The 20,505-nt window shown below is 69.9% G+C and carries 24 protein-coding genes; 10 read left to right on the top strand and 14 right to left on the bottom strand.

All coding sequences use genetic code 11. The features are described 5' to 3' along the window. Positions 1-45 precede the first annotated feature (45 nt). The 3 genes from ACZ4YL_RS26125 to ACZ4YL_RS26115 all read right to left on the bottom strand — a co-directional run bounded on the left by ACZ4YL_RS26125 (position 46) and on the right by ACZ4YL_RS26115 (position 3,546). Positions 46-750: an aggregation-promoting factor C-terminal-like domain-containing protein gene (locus ACZ4YL_RS26125; protein WP_468119757.1), complete on the bottom strand. Its 705-nt coding sequence runs from the start codon at positions 748-750 to the stop codon at positions 46-48. A 414-nt stretch (positions 751-1,164) separates the two neighbouring features. Beyond that, a complete protein-coding gene (locus ACZ4YL_RS26120) occupies positions 1,165-2,481 on the bottom strand; it encodes a PhoH family protein (protein WP_468119755.1) in 1,317 nt (438 codons plus the stop codon). Between the two features lie 303 nt (positions 2,482-2,784). Next, entirely contained in the window at positions 2,785-3,546 is a 762-nt protein-coding gene (locus tag ACZ4YL_RS26115) for an isoprenyl transferase (RefSeq protein ID WP_030385783.1), read from the bottom strand. 129 nt (positions 3,547-3,675) lie between these two features. Here ACZ4YL_RS26115 and mgrA point away from each other — a divergent pair, with 129 nt between their 5' ends. After that, positions 3,676-4,713 (top strand): L-glyceraldehyde 3-phosphate reductase, encoded by a 1,038-nt coding sequence (gene mgrA / locus ACZ4YL_RS26110; protein ID WP_468119752.1) that lies wholly within the window; start codon positions 3,676-3,678, stop codon positions 4,711-4,713. A gap of 142 nt (positions 4,714-4,855) precedes the next feature. Here the strand turns inward: mgrA and ACZ4YL_RS26105 are convergent, their stop codons facing one another. Continuing rightward, a complete protein-coding gene (locus tag ACZ4YL_RS26105) occupies positions 4,856-5,596 on the bottom strand; it encodes a prepilin peptidase (RefSeq protein WP_468119750.1) in 741 nt (246 codons plus the stop codon). Positions 5,597-5,955: 359 nt separating this feature from the next. Between ACZ4YL_RS26105 and ACZ4YL_RS26100 the strand changes: the two genes are divergently transcribed. The 3 genes from ACZ4YL_RS26100 (at position 5,956) to ACZ4YL_RS26090 (ending at position 8,590) form a co-directional block, all read left to right on the top strand. Beyond that, positions 5,956-6,324 (top strand): DUF192 domain-containing protein, encoded by a 369-nt coding sequence (locus ACZ4YL_RS26100; RefSeq protein WP_373040834.1) that lies wholly within the window; start codon positions 5,956-5,958, stop codon positions 6,322-6,324. Positions 6,325-6,383: 59 nt separating this feature from the next. Further along, positions 6,384-7,001, top strand: coding sequence for an SMI1/KNR4 family protein (locus ACZ4YL_RS26095; protein ID WP_189732943.1), 618 nt, complete (start codon positions 6,384-6,386; stop codon positions 6,999-7,001). Between the two features lie 302 nt (positions 7,002-7,303). Then, positions 7,304-8,590 (top strand): extracellular solute-binding protein, encoded by a 1,287-nt coding sequence (locus ACZ4YL_RS26090; protein ID WP_468119748.1) that lies wholly within the window; start codon positions 7,304-7,306, stop codon positions 8,588-8,590. Positions 8,591-8,738: 148 nt separating this feature from the next. Here the strand turns inward: ACZ4YL_RS26090 and ACZ4YL_RS26085 are convergent, their stop codons facing one another. Beyond that, entirely contained in the window at positions 8,739-9,365 is a 627-nt protein-coding gene (locus ACZ4YL_RS26085) for a hypothetical protein (RefSeq protein WP_468119746.1), read from the bottom strand. Between the two features lie 156 nt (positions 9,366-9,521). Here ACZ4YL_RS26085 and ACZ4YL_RS26080 point away from each other — a divergent pair, with 156 nt between their 5' ends. After that, a complete protein-coding gene (locus ACZ4YL_RS26080; protein WP_468119982.1) occupies positions 9,522-10,718 on the top strand; it encodes a serine hydrolase domain-containing protein in 1,197 nt (398 codons plus the stop codon). Between the two features lie 22 nt (positions 10,719-10,740). Here ACZ4YL_RS26080 and ACZ4YL_RS26075 read toward each other — a convergent pair whose 3' ends face one another. Then, positions 10,741-11,070 (bottom strand): nuclear transport factor 2 family protein, encoded by a 330-nt coding sequence (locus ACZ4YL_RS26075; protein ID WP_189732947.1) that lies wholly within the window; start codon positions 11,068-11,070, stop codon positions 10,741-10,743. A gap of 103 nt (positions 11,071-11,173) precedes the next feature. After that, positions 11,174-12,064 (bottom strand): polysaccharide deacetylase family protein, encoded by an 891-nt coding sequence (locus ACZ4YL_RS26070; RefSeq protein ID WP_468119744.1) that lies wholly within the window; start codon positions 12,062-12,064, stop codon positions 11,174-11,176. Between the two features lie 273 nt (positions 12,065-12,337). On the opposite strand from ACZ4YL_RS26070, the gene ACZ4YL_RS26065 reads away from it, so the two are divergent. After that, on the top strand, positions 12,338-12,706 hold the full coding sequence (locus ACZ4YL_RS26065) for a hypothetical protein (RefSeq protein WP_468119742.1): 369 nt from the start codon (positions 12,338-12,340) through the stop codon (positions 12,704-12,706). Between the two features lie 117 nt (positions 12,707-12,823). Here ACZ4YL_RS26065 and ACZ4YL_RS26060 read toward each other — a convergent pair whose 3' ends face one another. Beyond that, complete coding sequence (locus tag ACZ4YL_RS26060; RefSeq protein WP_468119740.1) at positions 12,824-14,410, bottom strand: MDR family MFS transporter; 1,587 nt, start codon at positions 14,408-14,410, stop codon at positions 12,824-12,826. A gap of 131 nt (positions 14,411-14,541) precedes the next feature. Here ACZ4YL_RS26060 and ACZ4YL_RS26055 point away from each other — a divergent pair, with 131 nt between their 5' ends. Continuing rightward, positions 14,542-15,120 carry a TetR/AcrR family transcriptional regulator gene (locus tag ACZ4YL_RS26055; RefSeq protein WP_468119738.1) on the top strand — a complete coding sequence of 193 codons (579 nt, stop codon included), beginning with the start codon at positions 14,542-14,544 and terminating at the stop codon, positions 15,118-15,120. Positions 15,121-15,174: 54 nt separating this feature from the next. On the opposite strand, the gene ACZ4YL_RS26050 is transcribed toward ACZ4YL_RS26055, so the two are convergent. Then, complete coding sequence (locus ACZ4YL_RS26050) at positions 15,175-15,612, bottom strand: nuclear transport factor 2 family protein (RefSeq protein ID WP_468119736.1); 438 nt, start codon at positions 15,610-15,612, stop codon at positions 15,175-15,177. 122 nt (positions 15,613-15,734) lie between these two features. On the opposite strand from ACZ4YL_RS26050, the gene ACZ4YL_RS26045 reads away from it, so the two are divergent. The 3 genes from ACZ4YL_RS26045 to ACZ4YL_RS26035 all read left to right on the top strand — a co-directional run bounded on the left by ACZ4YL_RS26045 (position 15,735) and on the right by ACZ4YL_RS26035 (position 17,328). Beyond that, positions 15,735-16,262 carry a TetR/AcrR family transcriptional regulator gene (locus ACZ4YL_RS26045; RefSeq protein WP_468119734.1) on the top strand — a complete coding sequence of 176 codons (528 nt, stop codon included), beginning with the start codon at positions 15,735-15,737 and terminating at the stop codon, positions 16,260-16,262. Positions 16,263-16,356: 94 nt separating this feature from the next. Beyond that, positions 16,357-16,830 carry a carboxymuconolactone decarboxylase family protein gene (locus ACZ4YL_RS26040; RefSeq protein ID WP_468119732.1) on the top strand — a complete coding sequence of 158 codons (474 nt, stop codon included), beginning with the start codon at positions 16,357-16,359 and terminating at the stop codon, positions 16,828-16,830. A 159-nt stretch (positions 16,831-16,989) separates the two neighbouring features. Continuing rightward, the gene (locus tag ACZ4YL_RS26035) at positions 16,990-17,328 is read left to right on the top strand and encodes an SCO4225 family membrane protein (protein ID WP_468119730.1); all 339 of its coding nucleotides are present in this window, start codon (positions 16,990-16,992) and stop codon (positions 17,326-17,328) included. Positions 17,329-17,343: 15 nt separating this feature from the next. On the opposite strand, the gene ACZ4YL_RS26030 is transcribed toward ACZ4YL_RS26035, so the two are convergent. The 5 genes from ACZ4YL_RS26030 to ACZ4YL_RS26010 form a co-directional block, all read right to left on the bottom strand. Further along, positions 17,344-18,275, bottom strand: a protein-coding gene (locus tag ACZ4YL_RS26030) for an IS5 family transposase (protein ID WP_373412838.1) whose coding sequence is annotated in 2 segments (ribosomal slippage) — positions 17,344-17,895 and positions 17,898-18,275 — 930 coding nt in all. Because the reading frame shifts where the segments join, the coding sequence is not laid out codon by codon here. Positions 18,276-18,469: 194 nt separating this feature from the next. Then, positions 18,470-19,015, bottom strand: a complete 546-nt coding sequence (locus ACZ4YL_RS26025) for a hypothetical protein (protein WP_267004197.1) — start codon at positions 19,013-19,015, stop codon at positions 18,470-18,472. Between the two features lie 208 nt (positions 19,016-19,223). After that, positions 19,224-19,466 (bottom strand): hypothetical protein, encoded by a 243-nt coding sequence (locus ACZ4YL_RS26020; protein WP_453918572.1) that lies wholly within the window; start codon positions 19,464-19,466, stop codon positions 19,224-19,226. Next, on the bottom strand, positions 19,463-19,786 hold the full coding sequence (locus ACZ4YL_RS26015; RefSeq protein WP_468119727.1) for a hypothetical protein: 324 nt from the start codon (positions 19,784-19,786) through the stop codon (positions 19,463-19,465). The genes ACZ4YL_RS26020 and ACZ4YL_RS26015 overlap by 4 nt, the downstream gene beginning before the upstream one ends. A gap of 58 nt (positions 19,787-19,844) precedes the next feature. Next, a complete protein-coding gene (locus tag ACZ4YL_RS26010; protein WP_468119725.1) occupies positions 19,845-20,396 on the bottom strand; it encodes an ATP-binding protein in 552 nt (183 codons plus the stop codon). Positions 20,397-20,505: the final 109 nt, after the last annotated feature.

The raw sequence follows: 20,505 nt of genomic DNA, 5'->3' as shown, positions 1-20,505 counted from the left end.
CCCGGGTTGTGCGGTGCTGCGGCGCTCGCGGCGGCGCGGGCCGGGCTAGTACCAGCCGTTGGCCTGGTGGAAGCTCCAGGCGCTGCAGGGGCTGCCGTAGCGGTCTTCCATGTAATTCAGACCCCACTTGATCTGCGTGGCGGGGTTGGTGCGCCAGTCAGCGCCGGCCGAGGCCATCTTCGAACCGGGCAGCGCCTGGACCAGACCGTAGGCTCCCGAGGAGGAGTTGACGGCCTTGTAGTTCCAGGTGGATTCCTGGTTGATGATGTTCGAGAAGCACTGGAACTGCCCGGCCGGGACCATCTGCTGGGCGATGGCCTTGACCTGAGCGACCGTGTAGGAGCTCTGGGGGGCGAAGTCCCCGGCGTCGCGGGCGGCGGAGCGGCTGGCGACCTCCTCCTTCTCCTCGCGTTCCTTCTTCTGCTTGGCCTCGGCCTCGGCCTTCTCCTTCTCGGCCTCCGCCTTCTTGGACTTGGCGTCCTCGGCGGCCTGGACGCGCGCGGCCTCCTCGGCGGAACGCTTGGCGTCGGCATCGGCGGCGTGGGCGATGGCATCGGCCTGCTGCGTCAGGGACGCGCTCTGGACCTGTGCCTGGTCGCCGACCGGGATGTCGGCAAGGAGAGTCGCGCCGGACGCGGTCGTCTCGAGATCGTTCGTGGGGTCGCCGGTGGCAACGCCTACGACTGCGCCGACGGTGGTGACCGCGGTGGCCGAAGCCACGGCGAACCCCCGGACCGAGATCCGGCTCACACGGTGTCCTTCCAGCAGCGTCCGCAGTGACCGCGCGGGCGCAAAAGTGCCCTCGACTCTGGCCTCCGTGGTTCTACGGTCACTGGAGGCGCGGGCCCGTGGGCAACCCCCTTGCGGGGGCCGCCGCGTGAAACTCCGGGCGGCATACGGCGATCGGCTGTGGAGTTGTGGTGCTGCGCGTACCTCACGGGAGATACAGGTGTGCCGTATGCGGGGCCTGACGGAAACCAGACTCTGCCGGAACGCGACACCGCAAGGCAATTCTCCGTTGCGTGTGAAAGGTCACACCTGGCATGTCGCCGTCGATTTGAGAAAAGACCTGTGCAGCACGACGCCGCCCGGCTAGGCTCTCGGGCCTTTGCCGGGCGGCGCCAACTCACCTTCCCGCTATGGGGGTTTTGACCGATCTGACCGTCAGAGGTTCTCCAGCATCTCGGTGACCAGTGCGGCGATCGGGGAGCGCTCCGAGCGCGTCAGCGTGATGTGGGCGAAGAGCGGGTGGCCCTTCAACTTCTCGACCACGGCTACCACTCCGTCGTACCGGCCGACCCGCAGGTTGTCCCGCTGGGCGACATCGTGGGTCAGAACGACCCGCGAATTAGCTCCAATTCGGGACAGAACGGTCAGCAGGACATTGCGCTCCAGCGACTGCGCCTCGTCCACGATCACGAAGGCGTCGTGCAGCGAGCGGCCGCGGATGTGCGTGAGCGGCAGGACCTCCAGCATCCCGCGGTTCAGCACCTCCTCGATGACCTCGCGCCCGGCGACCGCCGAGAGGGTGTCGAAGACCGCCTGCGCCCAGGGGCTCATCTTCTCGGAGGCGTCCCCGGGCAGATAGCCGAGATCCTGACCGCCCACCGCGTACAGCGGCCGGAAGACCATCACCTTCTGGTGCTGCCTGCGCTCCAGGACCGCTTCCAGCCCCGCGCAGAGCGCCAGCGCCGACTTTCCGGTGCCGGCCCGGCCGCCCATCGAGATGATCCCGATCTCGGGGTCGAGGAGGAGGTCCAGCGCGATGCGCTGCTCGGCGCTGCGGCCGTGCAGCCCGAAGGCCTCGCGGTCGCCGCGTACGAGCTTCACGTTGCCGTCGGCCGTGACCCGGCCGAGGGCCTTGCCGCGCTCGGACTTCAGGACCAGTCCGGTGTGCACGGGCAGTTCCGCGGCTTCCGGCACGTAGAGGCGGTCCTCCGAGTAGAGGAGGTCCACCTGTTCCCCGGAGAGGGCGAGGTCGCTCATGCCCGTCCAGCCGGCGTCGGTGATCGCGAGTTCCGCGCGGTACTCCTCGGCGATCAGCCCCACGGAGGAGGCCTTGATGCGCAGTGGGAGATCCTTCGAGACCACCGTGACGTCGTAGCCCTCGGCCTGGAGGTTGCGGGCGACCGCGAGGATCCGCGAGTCGTTGTCCCCCAGCCTGAAGCCTGCGGGCAGGACGCTCGTGTCGGAGTGGTTGAGCTCGACGCGCAGGGTGCCGCCCAGATCGCCCAGCGGGATGGGGGCGTCCAGGCGACCGTTGCGAACCCGGAAGTCGTCGAGCAGGCGCAGGGCCTGGCGCGCGAAGTAGCCGAGTTCGGGATGGTGCCTCTTTGCCTCCAGCTCGGTGATCACCACGATCGGGAGCACGACCTCGTGCTCGTCGAAGCGGGAGATCGCATTGGGGTCTGCCAGCAGGACGCTGGTGTCGAGGACGTAGGTCCGCCTGTCGGGCAGGCGGCTCTTTGTGCTGGTCACCACGGAAGGACGTACCCCCTCGGAAGAGGTCGGGCCATGAAGACCGGACCGGTCATCGGCACCCATGCCAGGGCCGATTTCCGGCCCTCCACTCCGTCCGTGCGAACCGCACGTGCGTCCTGGTGCAAAGGGCCTCCCGGGCGGACGACCCCATGCCGTCCGCTGAGACTCGACACCCGTGGATCGGGCATCGACCTGAAAGGGATATTCCCCGAACAGGCCAGGCCATGCCATGGCATATGACGGACGCTCGGTGAATCCCTGGTGAAGGCTTCGAGGGGAGGGGGTAGCGGGACCTACGGGAAATCAGGTGCCGTAGCGCCGGTGACGAGCCGCGTAGTCGCGCAGGGCCCGCAGGAAGTCGACCTTGCGGAAGGCCGGCCAGAAGACTTCGCAGAAGTAGTACTCGCTGTGGGCGCTCTGCCACAGCATGAATCCGGACAGCCGCTGCTCGCCGCTGGTGCGGATGACGAGGTCCGGGTCCGGCTGGCCGCGCGTGTAGAGGTGCTCGGCGATGTGGTCGATGTCGAGGATCTCGGCGAGCTCCTCGAAGGAAGTGCCCTTGCGCGCGTGCTCCAGCAGCAGCGAGCGGACCGCGTCGGCGATCTCCTGGCGGCCGCCGTAGCCGACGGCGACGTTGACGAGTATCCCGTCGACGTCGTGGGTGGCCTGCTCGGCCTCCTTGAGCACGGTCTGCGTCCGGGCGGGCAGGATGTCGAGGTTGCCGACGTGGTGGACGCGCCAGCGGCCGTCCGCGGCGAGGCCCCGCACGGTGTTCTCGATGATGTTGAGCAGCGGGCGGAGCTCGACCTCGGGCCGGTCCAGGTTGTCCGTGGAGAGCATCCACAGGGTGACGACCTCGACGTCCGTCTCGGTGCACCAGCCCAGCATCTCGGAGATCTTGTCGGCGCCGGCCTGGTGGCCCTGCTCCGTCGTTCCTCCGGACGCCTTCGCCCAGCGGCGGTTTCCGTCCAGGATGACGCCGATGTGCTTGGGCGCCGCATCATGGTCGAGGCGGCCTTCCACCCGGCGTGCATAAAGCCTGTACACCAGGTCGCGCAGCTTCACGATCTTCCAGCCCCTCCGTGCCTTGCCCCCGTGCGAAATGCGGTCCCTCCCCCGAGTCCGCCACATTACTGCGCGGTGGGATCGGGTACCCAACTCGGTCTGTCACAAGTCCGTGATAGGGAGGACAACGTGACTGATACCAATCCCTATCGGGCAGAGCCCTCACGCTACGACTCCATGGAGTACCGGCGCACCGGCCACAGCGGCCTCAAGCTCCCCGCCATCTCCCTCGGCCTCTGGCACAACTTCGGCGACGACAAGCCCCTGGAGTCCCAGCGGGCGATCCTTCGCCGGGCCTTCGACCTCGGCATCACCCACTTCGACCTGGCGAACAACTACGGCCCGCCGCCCGGCTCGGCCGAGCTGAACTTCGGCAAGATCTTTTCGCAGGACTTCGCGTCCTACCGCGACGAGCTGATCCTGTCGACCAAGGCCGGCTACCTGATGCACCCCGGGCCGTACGGCGAGTGGGGCAGCCGCAAGTACCTGCTCAGCTCGCTCGACGCCTCGCTGAAGCGGATGGGCGTGGACTACGTCGACATCTTCTACTCGCACCGCTTCGACCCGGAGACCCCGCTGGAGGAGACCATGAGCGCCCTCGCGTCCGCGGTCCAGCAGGGCAAGGCGCTGTACGTGGGCGTCTCCTCCTACACGGCGGAGCAGACGGCCGAGGCCGTGCGGATCCTGCGCGGGATGGGTGTGCGCCCGCTCATCCACCAGCCCTCCTACTCCATGATCAACCGCTGGACGGAGGAGGACGCACTGCTGGACACGCTGGAGGACGCCGGCATGGGCTGCATCTCCTTCGCGCCGCTCGCGCAGGGCATGCTGACCGGCAAGTACCTGAAGGGCATCCCGGCGGGCTCGCGCGCCGCGCAGGGCAAGTCCCTGAACCCGGACCTGCTCTCGGACGAGGTGCTCCGCCGGCTGACCGGTCTGAACGAGATCGCGGCCCGCCGCGGGCAGTCCCTCGCCCAGCTGGCGCTCAAGTGGGTGCTCCGCGACGACCGGATGACCTCGGCCCTGATCGGTGCGTCGAGCGTGCCGCAGCTGGAGGAGAACGTGGCCGCGCTGGCGTCCGCGCCGCTCGGAGAGGCCGAGCTGAAGGAGATCGACTCCCTCGCCGTCTCCACCCCCGGCACCAACATCTGGGCCCAACGCGGCTGACCTGCGCATTTACCGCGCAGCACGGTCGAGAAGCCGGAAAACAAAAAACGGGCCGGTCCGTGGGGGGGATACGGACCGGCCCGAGGGGGGGGTTCCACCATAACCCTTCGTAAAGCATGCTGCGTGCATTGACGCAGGATGATTACGCTCCGAAACCACCCAGCAGCACTCCGGTGAGTGCTCCGGCCGCCATGAAGGGGCCGAACGCGTAACCCTGATTCCGCTCGTCGGGGCCGCGCAGCAGCAGGATCAGCCCGTACAGGGCCCCGTAGAGCAGGCCGAGGAAGGCCCCCGCGGACCATACCCCCCACCCGTACCACCCAAGAGCGACCCCCACCGAGAGCGCCAGCTTGACGTCGCCGAAGCCCATGCCGGCGGGGTTGATCAGATGGAGCATCAGGTACGCCGCTCCGAGCGCGCCGCCGCCCAGCAGCGCGAGCCGCCAGTCGCCTCCGGCGCGGGGCAGCGGGGCCGCCACCCCGAGCAGGGCCGCCGCCCCGGCCGCGAGCGGCAGGGTCAGTACGTCGGGCAGCCGGTGCACGGCGCGGTCGACGAGGGCGAGCAGCACGAGCAGCGGGGCGAGGCCCACGTAGGCGACCAGCTCGGGGCGCGCCCCTACGGCGGCCGCGAGCAGGGCGCAGACCGCCCCGACGAGGGCGGCGAGGGGGGCGGCGCGGCGCCCGTAGGGGTGCGGGGCCGTTCCCGCGGCCGCGGGAACGGGGCAGCGGGCCGGACCGAGCCAGCCCCGCACCCGGTGCCCCCGGGGGCACCGGCCGCGCCAGGGCTCCCCCGGCTCGACGGAGAACCGGTACGCGGCACGAGGCAGCAGCCAGCCCGCGGTGGCGCCGTAGCCGGCGGCGAGGACGATCAAGGCGGCACCCATGCGGCGACGGTAGCGCCGACGCGCCCCGCTGCGCGGGGCTTCCGGGGCTGTCTCTTCAGCCCGTCCGGCGTTTTGAGGACCGGGTCCGGGCGGAGCCCGGGAAACGGAGGAAGGGCGGGCAGGGGACGGCTCCGCGCAGCGGCACCCCGCTCCCTGATCCGGCCCGGTCAACAAGACACCCCTAAGGGCTGTCCCGCAATCCCCGGCGGGCGCACGACGTCAGCTACGGCACCTCGCCGCGTTGTCGGAACGCCCGACTACGCCCAGTATGAGGACGCCCCTCCGCCTTGCGATGCACCGCATCTGACGCCGTGCGCTGATCCACCGGGGACTACGGGACAGCCCTTAGGCTGGCCGGCATGGCGAACTGGCAGGACGGCCCCGGCACACTGCACGCCGGCACGCACCGCATCCCCCTGGAGGTCGCCGCGTCCTACCGGGCCCGCACCCGGGGCCTGCTCGGGCGGGACGGGATCGACGGCGCGATGCTGCTGACCCCCGCGGCGAGCGTGCACACCTTCCGGATGCGGTTCGCGATCGACGTGGCGTACCTCGACCGCGACCTCGGCGTCCTCGCCGTGGTCACCATGGCGCCGGGTCGGCTAGGGCTGCCGCGACTGCGCTCCCGGCACGTCCTGGAGTCGGCGGCCGGCGCCATGGCGGGCTGGGGTCTGCGGGCCGGAACCCTCATCAAGGTGGACGTACCCGGGCGTCTCACTCGCCGCTAGGCGAGGCCCCTCACTGGCAGTAGGTTGGGGCGGTTGAGCTGGGGCATCAGGGGAGCGGCATGACGGAGAACGCGCGGATCAAGGCGCTGGAGCAGATCATGCCGGCGACGCACGGCGCCGACGAGGACATCGACTGGCCGGCGGTGGAGGCCGTCTGGGGGACCCGGTTCCCGGCCGATTTCGTCGCGTTCATGGGCCGCTTCGGCGCGGGCTCCATCAACGGCGAGGCCAGCATCCTGCTGCCGCTGCCCAAGCCCGGACTCCAGTGGGACCCGGCCGGGATGGCCGAGGAGACCGACAACGCCCGCCAGACCTGGGAGGCGGAGGGCGGCCGCTCCGCCTTCGACGTGGACCCCGAGTCGATCATCGCCTGGGGCGTCACCGGCGGGTCGGACATCCTGTGCTGGCTCACCTCCGACCCCGACCCGGACCGGTGGCCGGTCCTGGTCTGCGGGCGGCACACCGCCGACTCCTTCGCGGTCTACCCGTACGGCATGGCCGAGTTCCTCTACCGGCTGTGCTCCGACGAGTTCGACGTGAGCCCCGTCAGCATCACCTTCTGGGACGGCGGCCACCTCAGCTTCGTGCACTGGCGCAAGGCCCAGCGGCGCTGGCAGGAGGGCCGCAACCCGGAGACGGGTGAGCCCGACCCGTACGCGGGCGAGTTCGCCGACTAGCCCGCAGCCGAACCCGAAGCGCGCGTAGCGCCCGCAGAGCCCCGAGAGCCCGCAGAGCCCGTTCCGAGACCGGAAACGGGCTTTTCGGCATGTCTACGCGCGTCCAGTATTTGGATCGCATATCGGAAAACACCATTAGGAAAACCCCCACTTGGAGCATTGACCACAAGTGCGCCCCCAATGTAATCAACCACCCATCCCTCAGGAGAGAATTCCGGCCAACGGGCCATCGAGGGACACCCCAGCCCGGAGCAACTCATAAGTAATAACGGGATCCAAAAGAAAATCAGGGGAATACGCCTGTGCGACGAAGAATTTCCGGCACGACCGCCACCACGGCCGTTCTCGGTCTGCTGATACCACTGGCCGGATGCGGTGGGTCCGGAGACGATGCAGGTGACAGCGGTACGCTGCATCTGGTCGCCGCCGAATACGGCGACAGCCCGGCCACCAGTTCCAAGCCCTACTGGGAGAAGATGGCGACCGATTTCAACGAGGCGAACCCCGGAATCAAGCTCGACGTCAAGCTCCTGCCGTGGGCCGACATCGACCGCGAGGTCTCCCGTATGGTCAAGGCCGGCAAGGCGCCGGATGTGGCGCTGATGGGGTCTTACTCGGACTTCGCGGCCCAGGGGAAGCTGTATCCCGCGGACGAACTCCTCTCGGTCACCGCCGAGGCGAATTTCCTCCAGCCGCTCGCCGACGCCGGCTCCGTCGGCAACACCCTCTACGGCCTGCCCTTCGTGGCGAGCAGCCGTCTCCTCTTCTACAACGAGGCGCTCTTCACCAAGGCCGGCATCAAGGAGCCCCCGAAGACCTGGGGCGACCTCAAGGCCGACGCCAAGGTCCTCAAGGACAAGGGCGTGAAGTACCCCTACGCCCTGCCGCTCGGCCCGGAGGAGGCGCACGCCGAGGCGCTGATCTGGGAGCTGAGCAACGGCGGTGGCTACGCGGACAGCGCCGGCAACTACAGCCTGGCCTCGGAGCAGAACATCGCGACCTGGGACTGGGTCAAGCGGGAGATGGTCGGTCCCGGACTCACCGGTCCGACCCCGCCGTCGGAGCTGAACCGCGCCGACGCCTTCGCCGCCTTCCTGCGCGGCGAGGTCGGCATGGTCAACGGCTATCCCTCGCTCGCCCACGAGGCGCGCACCAGGGGCATCAGCGTCTCGACCACGTCCATGCCCGTCTCGGACAACCTCGGCACCGGGGTGCCGCCGCCCACCGTCGGTGTCGCCGACTGGATGATGGCCTTCAAGCAGAACGGCAAGCGCGCGGAGATCGGCAAGTTCCTGGAGTTCGTCTACCAGGACAAGAACCTGTCGGACTTCGCCGACCGCTACCACCTGCTGCCGTCCACCGTCACCGCTTCGCGCACCCCGGCCGGGGGCGGCTTGGACAAGAACGACACGCAGTTCCTGAACGCGCTGCGCGGCGCCCAGCTCTACCCGGTCAACGACCCGGCCTGGCTGACGGTCAGCGACACCATCAAGCGCAACATCGGACGCGCGGTGGAACCGACCGGCAACCCGAAGGGCGTCCTGGAGGACATCGCCCAACAGGCCGCCCAGGCCTCCAAGAAGCACTGAGAAGTTCCTCGACACGGGACCTCAGACCCATGCCGCAGACCACCCCGTGCGGCATCATGGCCACTACGGCACTTGATCCAAGGCCTCGGCCCAGTCGCCCGACGAGCACCCACAAGGTGCACGGGGCGGCCGGCCTCCACCCGGACCCTCAGCGCTGCTGCCCCTGGTCCGCGGCGAACGCCGTCCGGTACTGCTCGCAGCTGGAGTTCCAGCGCAGCGTCCCCGCCAGCGTTCCGTAGCCCGAGCGCGTGACCGACCACTCCACCGTGTACTCGCCGGTGTCGCACGCGATCCGCCGGTCGCCCGCAACCTTCTCCCGCCCGGTCGGCGGCTTCCCGGTCAGCTCCTTGCGCACTTCCGCGACCTTGGCCCGGTCGGCGGAGCGCAGTACGGCGTGCACGACGATCGGGTGCTCGCCCTCCTTCACCGTCACCGCCTTCTTCACCACCGTCGAGTCCGACACCGACCAGGCGAACTCGTACCCGGGCAGCCACGCCAGGGTCTTGGGGTCGGCGGCCTTGCGCTCGTAGTCCGGCGCGCCCGAGGGGCCGGGGCGGGTGACCGTCCTGTACTGAACCCCGGGGTGGAAGCGGAACTGCGCCTCCACCTTGTGCATCTCGTCCTTGGTCCACATCGACTTCATGGTCTTCTCGCCGCCCGCCGGGTCCTGGAGGTACGCCGTTCCCTCCGCGGCGGTGGCGGCCTGGCCCAGGAGGGGCGCGAGGGCCGCGGAGGCGGTGGCGAGGGCGAGAGCGGCGATGCGGGTGCGCTTCATGCCCGGACCAACGGGACCCTCCGGCGGGCCGGAACGACGCCGGGCGGGCTTTCACCCGTACGGGAGCGCCCGGTTCCGGTGGCCGCGGAATACCCGGTGATCAACTCCCGTTCCGGGTCAGGAGATATGACGATGCGACGATCGACGGGGGATCCGATGGGCGAGTACGCGAGCGGCGGCGTGCGCGGTGGCGAGGGCGGTGGCGTGGGCGGCACGGTGGCTGCGGGCTGGGAGCCGGTGCGGGAGGAGTTCGCGGCCTTCGTGGCGGCCGAGCCGCACTCCCCCGAGGCCCAGCTCGTGGTGCACCACCGGGGCAGGCGCGTGGTCGACCTGTGGGCGGGCGAGGACACCGACGGGGACACCCTCAGCGGCGTCTTCTCCATCACCAAGGGCGCGGCGCACCTCGTGGTGGCGCTGCTCGTGCAGGACGGCGTACTGGACCTGGAGCGCCTGGTGTCCTCGTACTGGCCGGAGTTCACCGGGGACGGCAAGGAGCGGCTGACGCTGCGCCGGCTGCTGGCCCACCGGTCGGGGCTGATCGGCACGGACGAGGGCTTCGACTACGACGAGATCGCGGACGACGCGCTGATCGCGGCCCGGCTGGCCGCGCAGAAGCCGTTCTGGGAGCCGGGCGAGGCCTACGGCTACCACGCCTTCGTGATCGGCGCGCTGACCGGCGAGGTGGTCCGGCGGGCGACCGGCAGGTCGATCCAGGAGCTGTACGAGGAGCGCGTGCGCGCCCCGTACGGACTGCACCTCTACATGGGCCTGCCGGCCTCGCAGGAGGGCCGGTGGAAGCCGGTGCTGGAGATGCTGCCGACGCCCGGGCAGCGGGCGGCGCGGGAGGCGGGCGGGCCGCCGCCGAAGCTGCTGGCGGTCGCCTTCAACGCGCACCGCAAGCCGCCGATGGACCCGGTCGCCCACGCCAACCACCCCAAGACCCGCGCGCTCGGCCCGGCCTCGGCGGGCGGCATCGGCTCGGCGCGCGGGGTCGCGGGCCTGTACGCGGCGGCGATCGGCGTGGGGGACGGCCGGGCTCCGCTGCTGGAACCGGACACGGCTGCGGAGTTCGCGCGGCTGCACACGCCGGGCCAGGACGCCGTGACCGCGGAGCCGGACCACTTCGGGCTCGGCTTCGCGCAGCAGCCCGCGGTGGGCCCCGGGGCCTTCGGGCACTCCGGCGCGGCGGGCGGCCAGGGCTTCGCCGACCCGGTCACGGGGATCGCGTACGGCTACACGCGCCGCCGCTACGGCTTCCCGGGCGGGCGCGCTCCGGAGAACGACCGCCTGACGGCGGCGGTGCTGGGCGTGGCGCGGAGAGCGGAGCCCGCCCGGGAGTCCGCTCAGGCCTGACTGAGCCCGCCCCGGAGTCCGCTCAGGCTTGACCGGTCTCGAAGCGGCTGATCCGGCCACCGCCGGGGGCGATCACGAAGCGCCAGGTGGTGCGCATCTCGCCCCAGGTGTCGTTGCGGTAGTTGACGAGGAGGGTGCGGCCGCCGTCGGACTCGGACTGGACGTCCATGTGACCGCCGGAATCGAAGATCTCGCGGTCGATCCAGTCCTGCAGATCGCGGTCGGAGCCGTCGTCGGACATGGTCGCGTCGGCGGTCAGGACCGCGAGGAAGGCGTCCTTGTCGTGCGCGTTGACGGCGGCGACGAGGGCGCCGACCACCGGGTCGGACAGTCTGGCGGGGGCGATGGCCACAGGAGCCTCCTGGTCGGGCGTACGTTCGTCCGTGCCCGACCAGGGAACAACGCGGGCGGGTCCGCGTCGTCGACCGTCACCCGTTCGCGCGGCGGACGGCGTGTCAGGAGGCGCTGGGGGCGGCGGGAGCGCCGGGCGCGTCGGGAGCGCCTGCGGTGTCGGGGGTGTCCGGGGCGGTGCGGACGGGGAAGCCGGTGGGCCGGCCCTGCTCCTTCAGCCAGGTCAGCACTTGGTCGAGGGCGTCGACGGTCTGGGCGCGGTTGCCGCCGCCGTCGTGGAAGAGCACCGTCGGGCCGTTGCCGATCTCGCGCTTGACGGCGCTCACGATGGCGGCCGTACCCGGCTTGTCGAAGTCCTTGGTGTCGACGTTCCAGCCGAGCGGCCGCATACCGTGCGCGGCGGCGATGCGCCGGCTGTCGGGGGTGAACGCGCCGCCGGGGGCCCGGTAGTACTCGACCTTCGCGCCGCTGCCCGCGGCCTCCTCGATCAGCTTCTTCGCCTCCAGGATCTGCTGCTCCTGGTAGGCGACGGACTTCTTGTCCATGGCCGTGTCGTGGCTCATGGTGTGGTCGCAGAGCCGGTGTCCGGCCGCAACCACCTTCTTCACCAGGTCGGGGTGGGCCTTGGCCTGCGGCCCGACCATGCAGAAGGTCGCCTTGACGTCGTGCCGCCGGAGTACGTCCAGCACCTTCGGGGTCCAGCGGGGGTCCGGGCCGTCGTCGATGGTGATGTTGACGGCGTTGCCGCCGCTCTCGGACGCGTGGGCTATGCCCTCGGGTATCCCCTGCGGCTGTTGCCCGGGCCGGCCGTCGTCGCCCCGGCCGGAGTCGTCGCCGGCGCCCGGCCGGGCCACGTTCTGCTGGGAGGCGGCGGTTCCGTCCGGTCCGACCAGGGCCGCCACGCCCCACACGGTCGCCGCCACGGCGGCGGCCGAAGCCACGACGGCGGCACCGGCCCGGACGCCCTTCTTGTTCGCGCGCGCCAAGAAACCCATGAACTGTCCCCTCCCCATCCGCTGTGTGAGCGTTCTGTGGATCAGGACGTTCATCGCCGCCGAGGAGTTCCAGCCAAATAGCCCATAAATTCCCTGTTATGGGACTGTTGGGACCGATGGGACTTTAGTCCTCCATGGAGTTGCATACCTGCCCGCGCAAACGCGCCCGAAACGGGCCGATCCCCGGACTACGCGCCGCCCTGCCCCAAGTCCCGCCACAGTCAAGGCCGTTCACCGGCACGCGGGACGGCGGGCCGGACGAGAATGGGGCGCATGCATGACGGACCCGACTGGCCCCCGGACAAACTGAACACGCTCCGCCTGGGCCGCAGACTGGTGACGGAAGTCCCGGCCTCCCGCCGCGAGCGGCGGGCGTTCGTGGACGTAGCCCCCGCCCGGAACGGGGCCGACCACCGGGCGCGGGACGAGGGCTGGGCGCGCGGCGACCCGGACCGCCGCTTCCGCCTGGAGCACTGGGAGTACGACGGCGACCGCCTCGACGGCTTCGACCACGACGTCGGCGCGGTCCTCGTCGCGTCCGCGGACGCGGCGGACGAGGCCGGCCTGCTCGCCGTGCTCACCGCGTGGGGCCTGCGCCCCGGCGCCTTCACCTACCCCAGGGAAACGGACGACCCCAGGTAGCCGGGCCCGGACGTGCCGGGAGGCGGCACCCCCGGTCGTCCCGGTGGTGCCGCCTCCCTGGCGGCGCTGCTGCGGTCGCTGCTGCCGGCGCCGATGCCGATGCCGGTGCGTGCCCGGTCAGTGCGCGAGCGACTCCTGGGCGGCCGGGGCCGCCTTCTCGTCGTCGGCGGTGGCGGGCGGGGTCGCCGGGCCCGCGCCTCGGAGGGGGACCTCCTTGACGAACCAGGCCGCCGCGAAGCCCAGTACGGCGATGGCCGCGCCGAGCAGGAACGCGGAGTGCGTACCGGCGGCCACCGCGTGCTGGTAGGCGTCGCGCACCGCTTCGGGCAGCTTGGCCAGGCTCGCGGCGTCCAGCTGGGCGGAGCCCGCGGCTCCGGCGGCCTCCGGGCCCAGGCGCTCGGCCATGGTGTCCGTGACCCGGGTGGTGAAGAGGGAGCCCATCAGGGCCACGCCGAAGGAGCCGCCGAGCGTACGGAAGAGGGTCGCCGAGGAGGAGGCGACGCCCATGTCCTTCATCTCGACGCTGTTCTGCGCGACCAGCATGGTGATCTGCATCAGGAAGCCGAGACCGGCGCCGAGGACGGCCATGTAGAGGCCCGACACGAGGCGGGTGGTGCCGGTGTCCATGGTCGCGAGCAGGAACATCCCGACGACCATGAGCGCGCCGCCCGCGATCGGGAACATCTTGTACTTGCCGCTGCTGGTGGTGACGCGGCCCGCGATCAGCGAGACGACCATCATCGAGAGCAGCATGGGCAGGAGCAGCAGGCCCGAGTTGGTGGCGGAGGCGCCCTGCACCGACTGCTGGAACAGCGGGAGGTAGAGCACGCCGCCGAACATCGCGAAGCCGACGAGGAAGCCGATCACCGACATGAGGGTGAAGTTGCGGCTGCGGAAGATGTGCAGCGGCATGACCGGCTCGGCGGCCCTGGTCTCCGCGTAGAGGAACGCGGCGGTCGACAGGACGCCGACGACGATCAGGGCGAGGATCTCGACGGAGCCCCACGCGTACTCGGTGCCGCCCCAGGTCGTCACGAGGACGGTGGAGGTGATGGCGACGGTCAGCAGCGCGGCGCCGAGGTAGTCGATCTTGCCTTGCGACCGCTTCTTGGGCAGGTGCAGCACCGCGGTGACCATGGCCAGCGCGACCGCGCCGAGCGGCAGGTTGATGTAGAAGGACCAGCGCCAGCCCATGTGGTCGGTGATGGTGCCGCCGACCAGCGGGCCGCCGATCATGGCCAGAGCCATCACGCCGGCCATCATGCCCTGGTACTTGCCGCGCTCACGGGGCGGGATCAGGTCGCCGATGATCGCCATGACGCCGACCATCAGACCGCCGGCGCCGAGGCCCTGGATGGCACGGAAGCCGATCAGCTGGCCCATGTCCTGGGCCATGCCGCTGAGCGCGGAGCCGATGAGGAAGATGACGATCGAGGTGAGGAAGGAGCCCTTCCGCCCGTACATGTCGCCGATCTTGCCCCAGATGGGGGTGGAGGCCGCAGTGGCCAGCGTGTACGCGGTGACCACCCACGACAGGTGCTCCAGGCCGCCGAGCTCGCCGACGATCGTCGGCATCGCGGTGCCGATGATCATGTTGTCGAGCATCGCCAGCAGCATCGCGATCATGAGCGCCATGAGGACGACGCGTACGCTGCGCGGCTTCACCTCCTCCGAAGTCCCCGCAGGCTTGACTTTGTCCACCATGTCCACTCCCCTGGCCCTACCGCTCGCACTACGTCCCGCACCGGCACTTACTTGCCGCCCGGCTAGTTCACTACAATGGGGACGGTAGACCCGCAACTAGCCGGGCGTCAAGTAAGTAATTGGGGAGAGCCATGTCCAGCAGCAGTCCGCAGCGACGCCGTGGCGACACGCGCCAGCGCATCCAGGACGTCGCACTGGAGCTCTTCGCCGAGCAGGGGTACGAGAAGACGTCGCTGCGCGAGATCGCGGAGCGGCTGGAGGTCACGAAGGCGGCGCTGTACTACCACTTCAAGACCAAGGAAGACATCATCATCAGCATCTTCGAGGACCTGACGCGGCCCATCGACGAGCTGATCATGTGGGCAGAGGGCCAGCCGCGCACCCTGGAGACCAAGCGCGAGGTGCTGCGCCGCTACAGCGAGGCGATGGCGGGGGGCGCCGTGCTCTACCGCTTCATGCAGGAGAACCAGGCGACGACGCGCGAGCTCACCATCGGCGAGACGGTCAAGAAGCGGCTCTTCACCCTGGTGGAACTGCTCCGCACGCAGGACGGCCCGCTGACGGACCAGGTCCGCTGCGTCAGCGCGCTGTTCACGCTGCACGCCGGGATGATGTTCCTCCAGCACGTCGAGGGCAACCCGGAGGAGACGCGCCTGGCGGCCCTGGAGGTCGCCACGGACCTCATCACCCAGGCCCACCACGAGGCGTAACGCCTCACAAGGAGGGCGAGGGCGACCGGGCCGGGCCGGACCTCTGCACCACCGTCACCTCCCCCCGCCACTCCCCGAAGTGGCGGCGAGGCGGCGGTCCTCGGCGGCGATCGGTACGTCGTTGATGCTCGCCTCGCGCCGCCTCATCAGGCCGTCGTCGTCGAACTCCCACTGCTCGTTGCCGTGGCTGCGGAACCACTGGCCGGCGGCGTCGTGCCACTCGTACTCGAAGCGGACGGAGATGCGGTTGCCGGTGAAGGCCCACAGCTCCTTGCGGAGCCGGTAGTCGAGCTCGCGCTCCCACTTGTCGGCGAGGAACTCGCGGATCTCGGCATGGCCGGTGAGGAAGCGGTCGCGGTTGCGCCAGACCGAGTCCTCCGTGTACGCGAGGGCGACGCGCTCGGGATCGCGGCTGTTCCAGGCGTCCTCGGCGGCCTGGACCTTGGCGCGGGCGGACTCTTCGGTGAAGGGCGGCAGGGGCGGACGCGTCACGGTGGATCCTCCGAAGGGGAGAAGGCGGGAAGGCGGGAAGATGAGAACGATCGTTCTCCTCGCCGCCCATCGTACGAGAACGTGCGTTCTCGCCGCAAGGGGAAACGGGCTACCCTGCCCTCATGGACGATGAAGAGGCGCGGACCCGACTGCTCGACGCGGCGGAGGAGCTGTTCTACCGGCACGGCATCCAGGCCGTCGGCATGGACCGCATCCGCACCGCCTCCGGGGTCCCCCTCAAGCGCCTCTACCGCGTCTTCCCCGCGAAGGAATCCCTGGTCACGGCCTACCTGGAACGCCGCGACCGGCGCTGGCTGGGCTCCCTTCGCGCCGCGGCCCTCGCCCCGGCACAGCCACGGGCGCGCGTGCTCGCGGTCTTCGACTGGCTGGCGGACTGGTTCGCCGAGCCCGACTTCCGCGGCTGCGCGTTCCTCAACGCGTACGGGGAACTGGGGGCGGCAGCCCCGGAGATCGTCCGCATCCACAAGACGGAACTCCACGCCCTGCTGGCCGGCCTGACCGCCGACCCCGCCCTCGCCGACCGGCTCCTGATCCTGACCGAGGGGGCGACGGCGGTGGCCGCCCTCACCCCCGGCCCGGAGCCGGCTCACCGGGCCCGGGAGATCGCGGAGCTCCTCCTGGGGGAGTGACGCAGGTCACATCACTTCGTCCCGTGGGGCTGTCACATCCGGGCCGCATTTTCCGTCAGAGCTGTGTAACCGTCGACACGGCAAGGAGATCACGATGGAAGCGCGTCTCAACCTCTTCGGTAACGCGGTCGCGACCAAGTTCGGCCGGTACATCAACTCCGCGGGCAAGGTCATCTCGGACTCGACCCTGCCGCACGCCACGCAGGAGCTCGTGAAGCTCCGGGCCAGCCAGATCAACGGCTGCGGATTCTGCACCGACATGCACTTCAAGGACGCCTCGCACGCCGGGGAGGACCCGGTGCGGCTGAACCTGGTCGCGGCCTGGCGCGAGGCGAAGGTGTTCACCGACGCCGAGCGGGCGGCCCTGGAACTGACCGAGCAGGGCACCCGCATCGCCGACGCGGCCGGCGGCGTCACGGACGAGGCGTGGGCCGACGCCGCCAAGTACCACGACGAGGACCAGCTGGCCGCGCTGGTCACCCTCATCGCCCTGATCAACGCGTACAACCGGATGAACGTGATCGTCCAGCAGCCGGCGGGCGACTACCAGCCGGGCCAGTTCGGCTGATCCCGCGCACCGGAGCTGCCGCTGTCCGGCCCCGACAGGGGAGGGGCCGGACCTCGCGCACCGCTCTGCTCTGTGCACATCCCGGGTACGGGTACTCACGACAGGACCCCGGGGCGTTCCCGACCATGGAGGGAGTCCGCACACCCTGGGGGGAACCCGATGACCGCACGTACGCTCGTCCGCCTGACCTTCGCGAACCCCGCTTCGGCGATCTACCTGGGTCTCGTCGGCGTCGCCGTGGCCATCGCGACGGCCGTCACGCTGTTCGCCCGGGACCCTGGCTTCGTATGGGTGCTGCCCGCCCTGTGCGCGTTCCCGCTGTTCCTCTTGGTGGGGCTGGCCCACGGCATGGCCCCCGGGGGCGGCCAGCCCGCGGCGTGGCTCTTCGTCACCGAGCTCGTCCTGTGCGTACTGGCCCAGTCGCTCGTCCTCGGAACGATCGTGGAAGCCTCCCGCGGCCGCCTCCGCCGCGGCACTCCCCGTACTCCGGCCAACTAGGACTTGTCCGGCCGATCATGTACGGAGCCAGATGACGAGGGTTGCGGCAGTCGCGGTCCCGAGGAAGACGTAGCCGCGCTTGTCGTAGCGGGTGGCTACTGCTCTGGCGTGCTTGAGCCGGTTGATCGCCCGCTCGACGGTGTTGCGTTCCTTGTACCGCTCTTCGTCGAAGCCGGGTGGCCGTCCGCCGCGTGACCCTTTGCGCAGGCGGGCGGCCTGACTGTCGGTCTTCTCCGGAATCGTGTGCCGGATGCTCCGGCGCCGCAGATACTCGCGGCATGGGCCGTTGCTGTAGGCCTTGTCGGCGGCGAGGCTGTCAGGCTTCTTGCGTGGCCTGCCCGGCCCGATGCGCGGGACTCGGATCTTCTCCAGCACGGGCTTGAACTGGGTGCAGTCCGCCCGCTGCCCTGGCGTGACGATCAGGGACAGCGGGCGGCAGCGGCCGTCCGCGCTCAGGTGGAGCTTGGTGGTGAACCCGCCGCGCGAGCGGCCCAGCCCTTCACCTCCTGCACCGCCTCCACCAGGCGGGCGGCGAGGCTCTGCCACGGTGTTTCGCCCTGGTGTTCTGCCGCTGCGTCCCCCTTTGAGGCGGGAGTCGGCGGTGGTTCTGTGCGGGCGCCGGCGGCGTGCTGATGTGCCCGCACGATGGTGGAGTCGATCGAGATGTCCCAGTCGATCTCCCCGGCCGCGTCGGCCTCGGCCTGGACTTGCTGGAGCAGGCGTTCCCAGGTTCCGTCGGCCGACCACAGGCGATGGCGTTCATAGACGGTCTTCCACGGGCCGAACCGTTCGGGCAGGTCACGCCACTGAACGCCGGTCCGCACCCGGTGCAGAATCCCGTCGATCACCTGCCGGTGATCCCGCCACCTGCCACAACGCCTGTTGCTGACCGGCAGGAACGGCCGCAGCCGTTCCCACTCGGCATCCGTCAGATCTCCCCGCCCCATGTCCACATCAACGACACAACGGCGGAGTAGTCACATGATCGGCCGGCCAAGTCCAAGCCTCCTCGACGGTCCTCACCGAGCCAGCAGCCGAAGCAGTACCGGCACAGCAGCTCCGGGAGTATGCGTCAGGGAGAAAGCAGAATGGCATGGATGCGATGTCGACAGGATTCTGTGCCGACTGGGCGGAATGACCTTCAGCTGTGCTGGTCGCAGTCCTTTGCCATCAATGCCTTTGCCTGGCCGCTGTCGACAGGGATGAGCTGGACCTGATCGATCGAGTAGGCGAAGGTGTATCCGAGCGTGATCATATCACTCGAGATCGAAAGCGCGCCTGATCCCGGGTCGGTGCCCGTCGAATCAGAGCCGTTGACATCGTTCCAGAGCACGCTGGTCCGGCCGTCGTTGATTGTGCCGGTCGACAGGACCTGGTACTGCCCTTTGTCGGTTCTACCGTCTTTGACGATCGCGCGGTGTTTGATGTCGTCGAGGGCCATCGTGGTCAGCTTGCACCGCAGGTCGCCACCAGGGACGTCGATGTACGTGATCTCGTGACCGTCGATGGCTGCAATCTCCCCGCGGGCCCCATCGGTGATGGAGATGTAGGCACCGTCGAAGCTGGAGGCCTGGCTGCTGCTGGGGCCCTTCGAGGAAGCAGCGTCACTACTCGCGCCGCAGCCCGTGAGCATCAGTGCGCCCGGGGCCAGAGCCGCGATGGATGCGGCTATCCCGGCCCGCGTCACATATGTGGTCCTTGCGGAGTTCACAGTGTTCTGCCTTCGTTCGTTCTGGATGGTCGGCCGGCGTCAGCTCTGCGGTGGCTGGGGCGCCGGCAGCAGCACTGCCAGTACTGCTGGTTGCTGTATCAGAGGTACCACGCAAACAGCAGAATATCTGTCAGAGTCAGCCTTCATAGGCACCCTTGAGTGGTCGAAACTCAGTCGTCAGTCGTCAGACGTCTTCGGGGAAGTTGTCGAGCCGCTGCGCCGTCAACGCCAGTGCGACCTCTGCCTGATTGAGCGCGTGCTCGCCGTCCCGGATTCGGTACTGCAGACACTGGACGGGCAGGGCATCCGCTTCCTGCAGCGTCAGGTCGCCGAGCTCACGCAGCTCCGCGTGCGCACCTTGCAGCTGCTCCTGATGATGCGCAGCCCGGACCCGGAGACGGGCGACCCGCTCCTTCCACCAGTTCACCCGCGCCTCGCGGTCGAGCGTGGTCTTCCCTCCAGCCAGGCACGCAGCTCAGCCTGGTCGGCGTCATTCGGCAGCCCGGCGGCGAGGGGCCCATCAGGTTCCGGCATGTCGATGGGGACGTGCGACAGCATCACTGCGGGAGTCGTCTCGAGCACGTAAGCGATCGCCACAAGATCGTCAACGGTCACGGGGCGAACACATCGCTCCATCTCAGCGAGGACGTCGGCAGAGATCGGGTGGTCGAGCATCAAGAGCACGTAGGCCAGCTCGTCGACGGTCAGCTCGCGCAGCTGGCGGTAGTGGGTGATGGTGTCGGACACAGCAAGGGACGTGGGAACCCTCGTCATCTGGCTCCGTACATGATCGGCCGGACAAGTCCTAGTCGGACCCGGCGGGCAGGCGGGAGACAGTCTCGCCCTTCAACTGCCGGCCGACGTGGCCGAGGTACGCAGCGGCCCCTGCCCTCGGCAAGCTCGCCCAGGTCCGGGTCCCGCCTCCGGGTTCGCGGGACTCCCCGAAGCCCCAGGCCCCGCCGCACGAGCGCACCACAGCCGCCATGAGCCGCAGCGCCGCACGCCGTCGGGCTTCGCAGTGGGTGGCGAGGCGGGGGTGCGCGTGGGGGGCGTGCCCGTCGTAGGCGGTGAGGCGGAGTGCGTCGTCGCGGTAGCGGACGGAGAGGTACAGACTCCGCCCGGGATCCAACATCCAGGCGGCGGCGACCAGTTCCCCGGCCACCTGTACGGCGGCGGGCTCCAGGGGATCGAGCCGGTACGCGCGCAGGACGGCCCGTACGGCGGCCCGCGCGACCTGGGCACCGAGCGGCTCCCCGGGCACGGTGAGGCTGCACGCGAGCGTGTCGAGCGCGGGCGGCTCGCCGACGGCGGGCTCGGGCGGGGACACCGGGCAGGCGGTGAAGGGGTGGACAGACATCGCGGACTCCCTGAGGTCGGAGGTGACTACGGCGAGTTCGACGCGCACGGATGGCTGACGCGGGGCCCGGGAGCGTGGCTCGTCGCCGAGGCCCGAGGCATGCTGCGGC

Source organism: Streptomyces sp. NPDC030021 (assembly GCF_055574035.1).
This window is presented reverse-complemented; position numbering and strand designations above follow the sequence as displayed.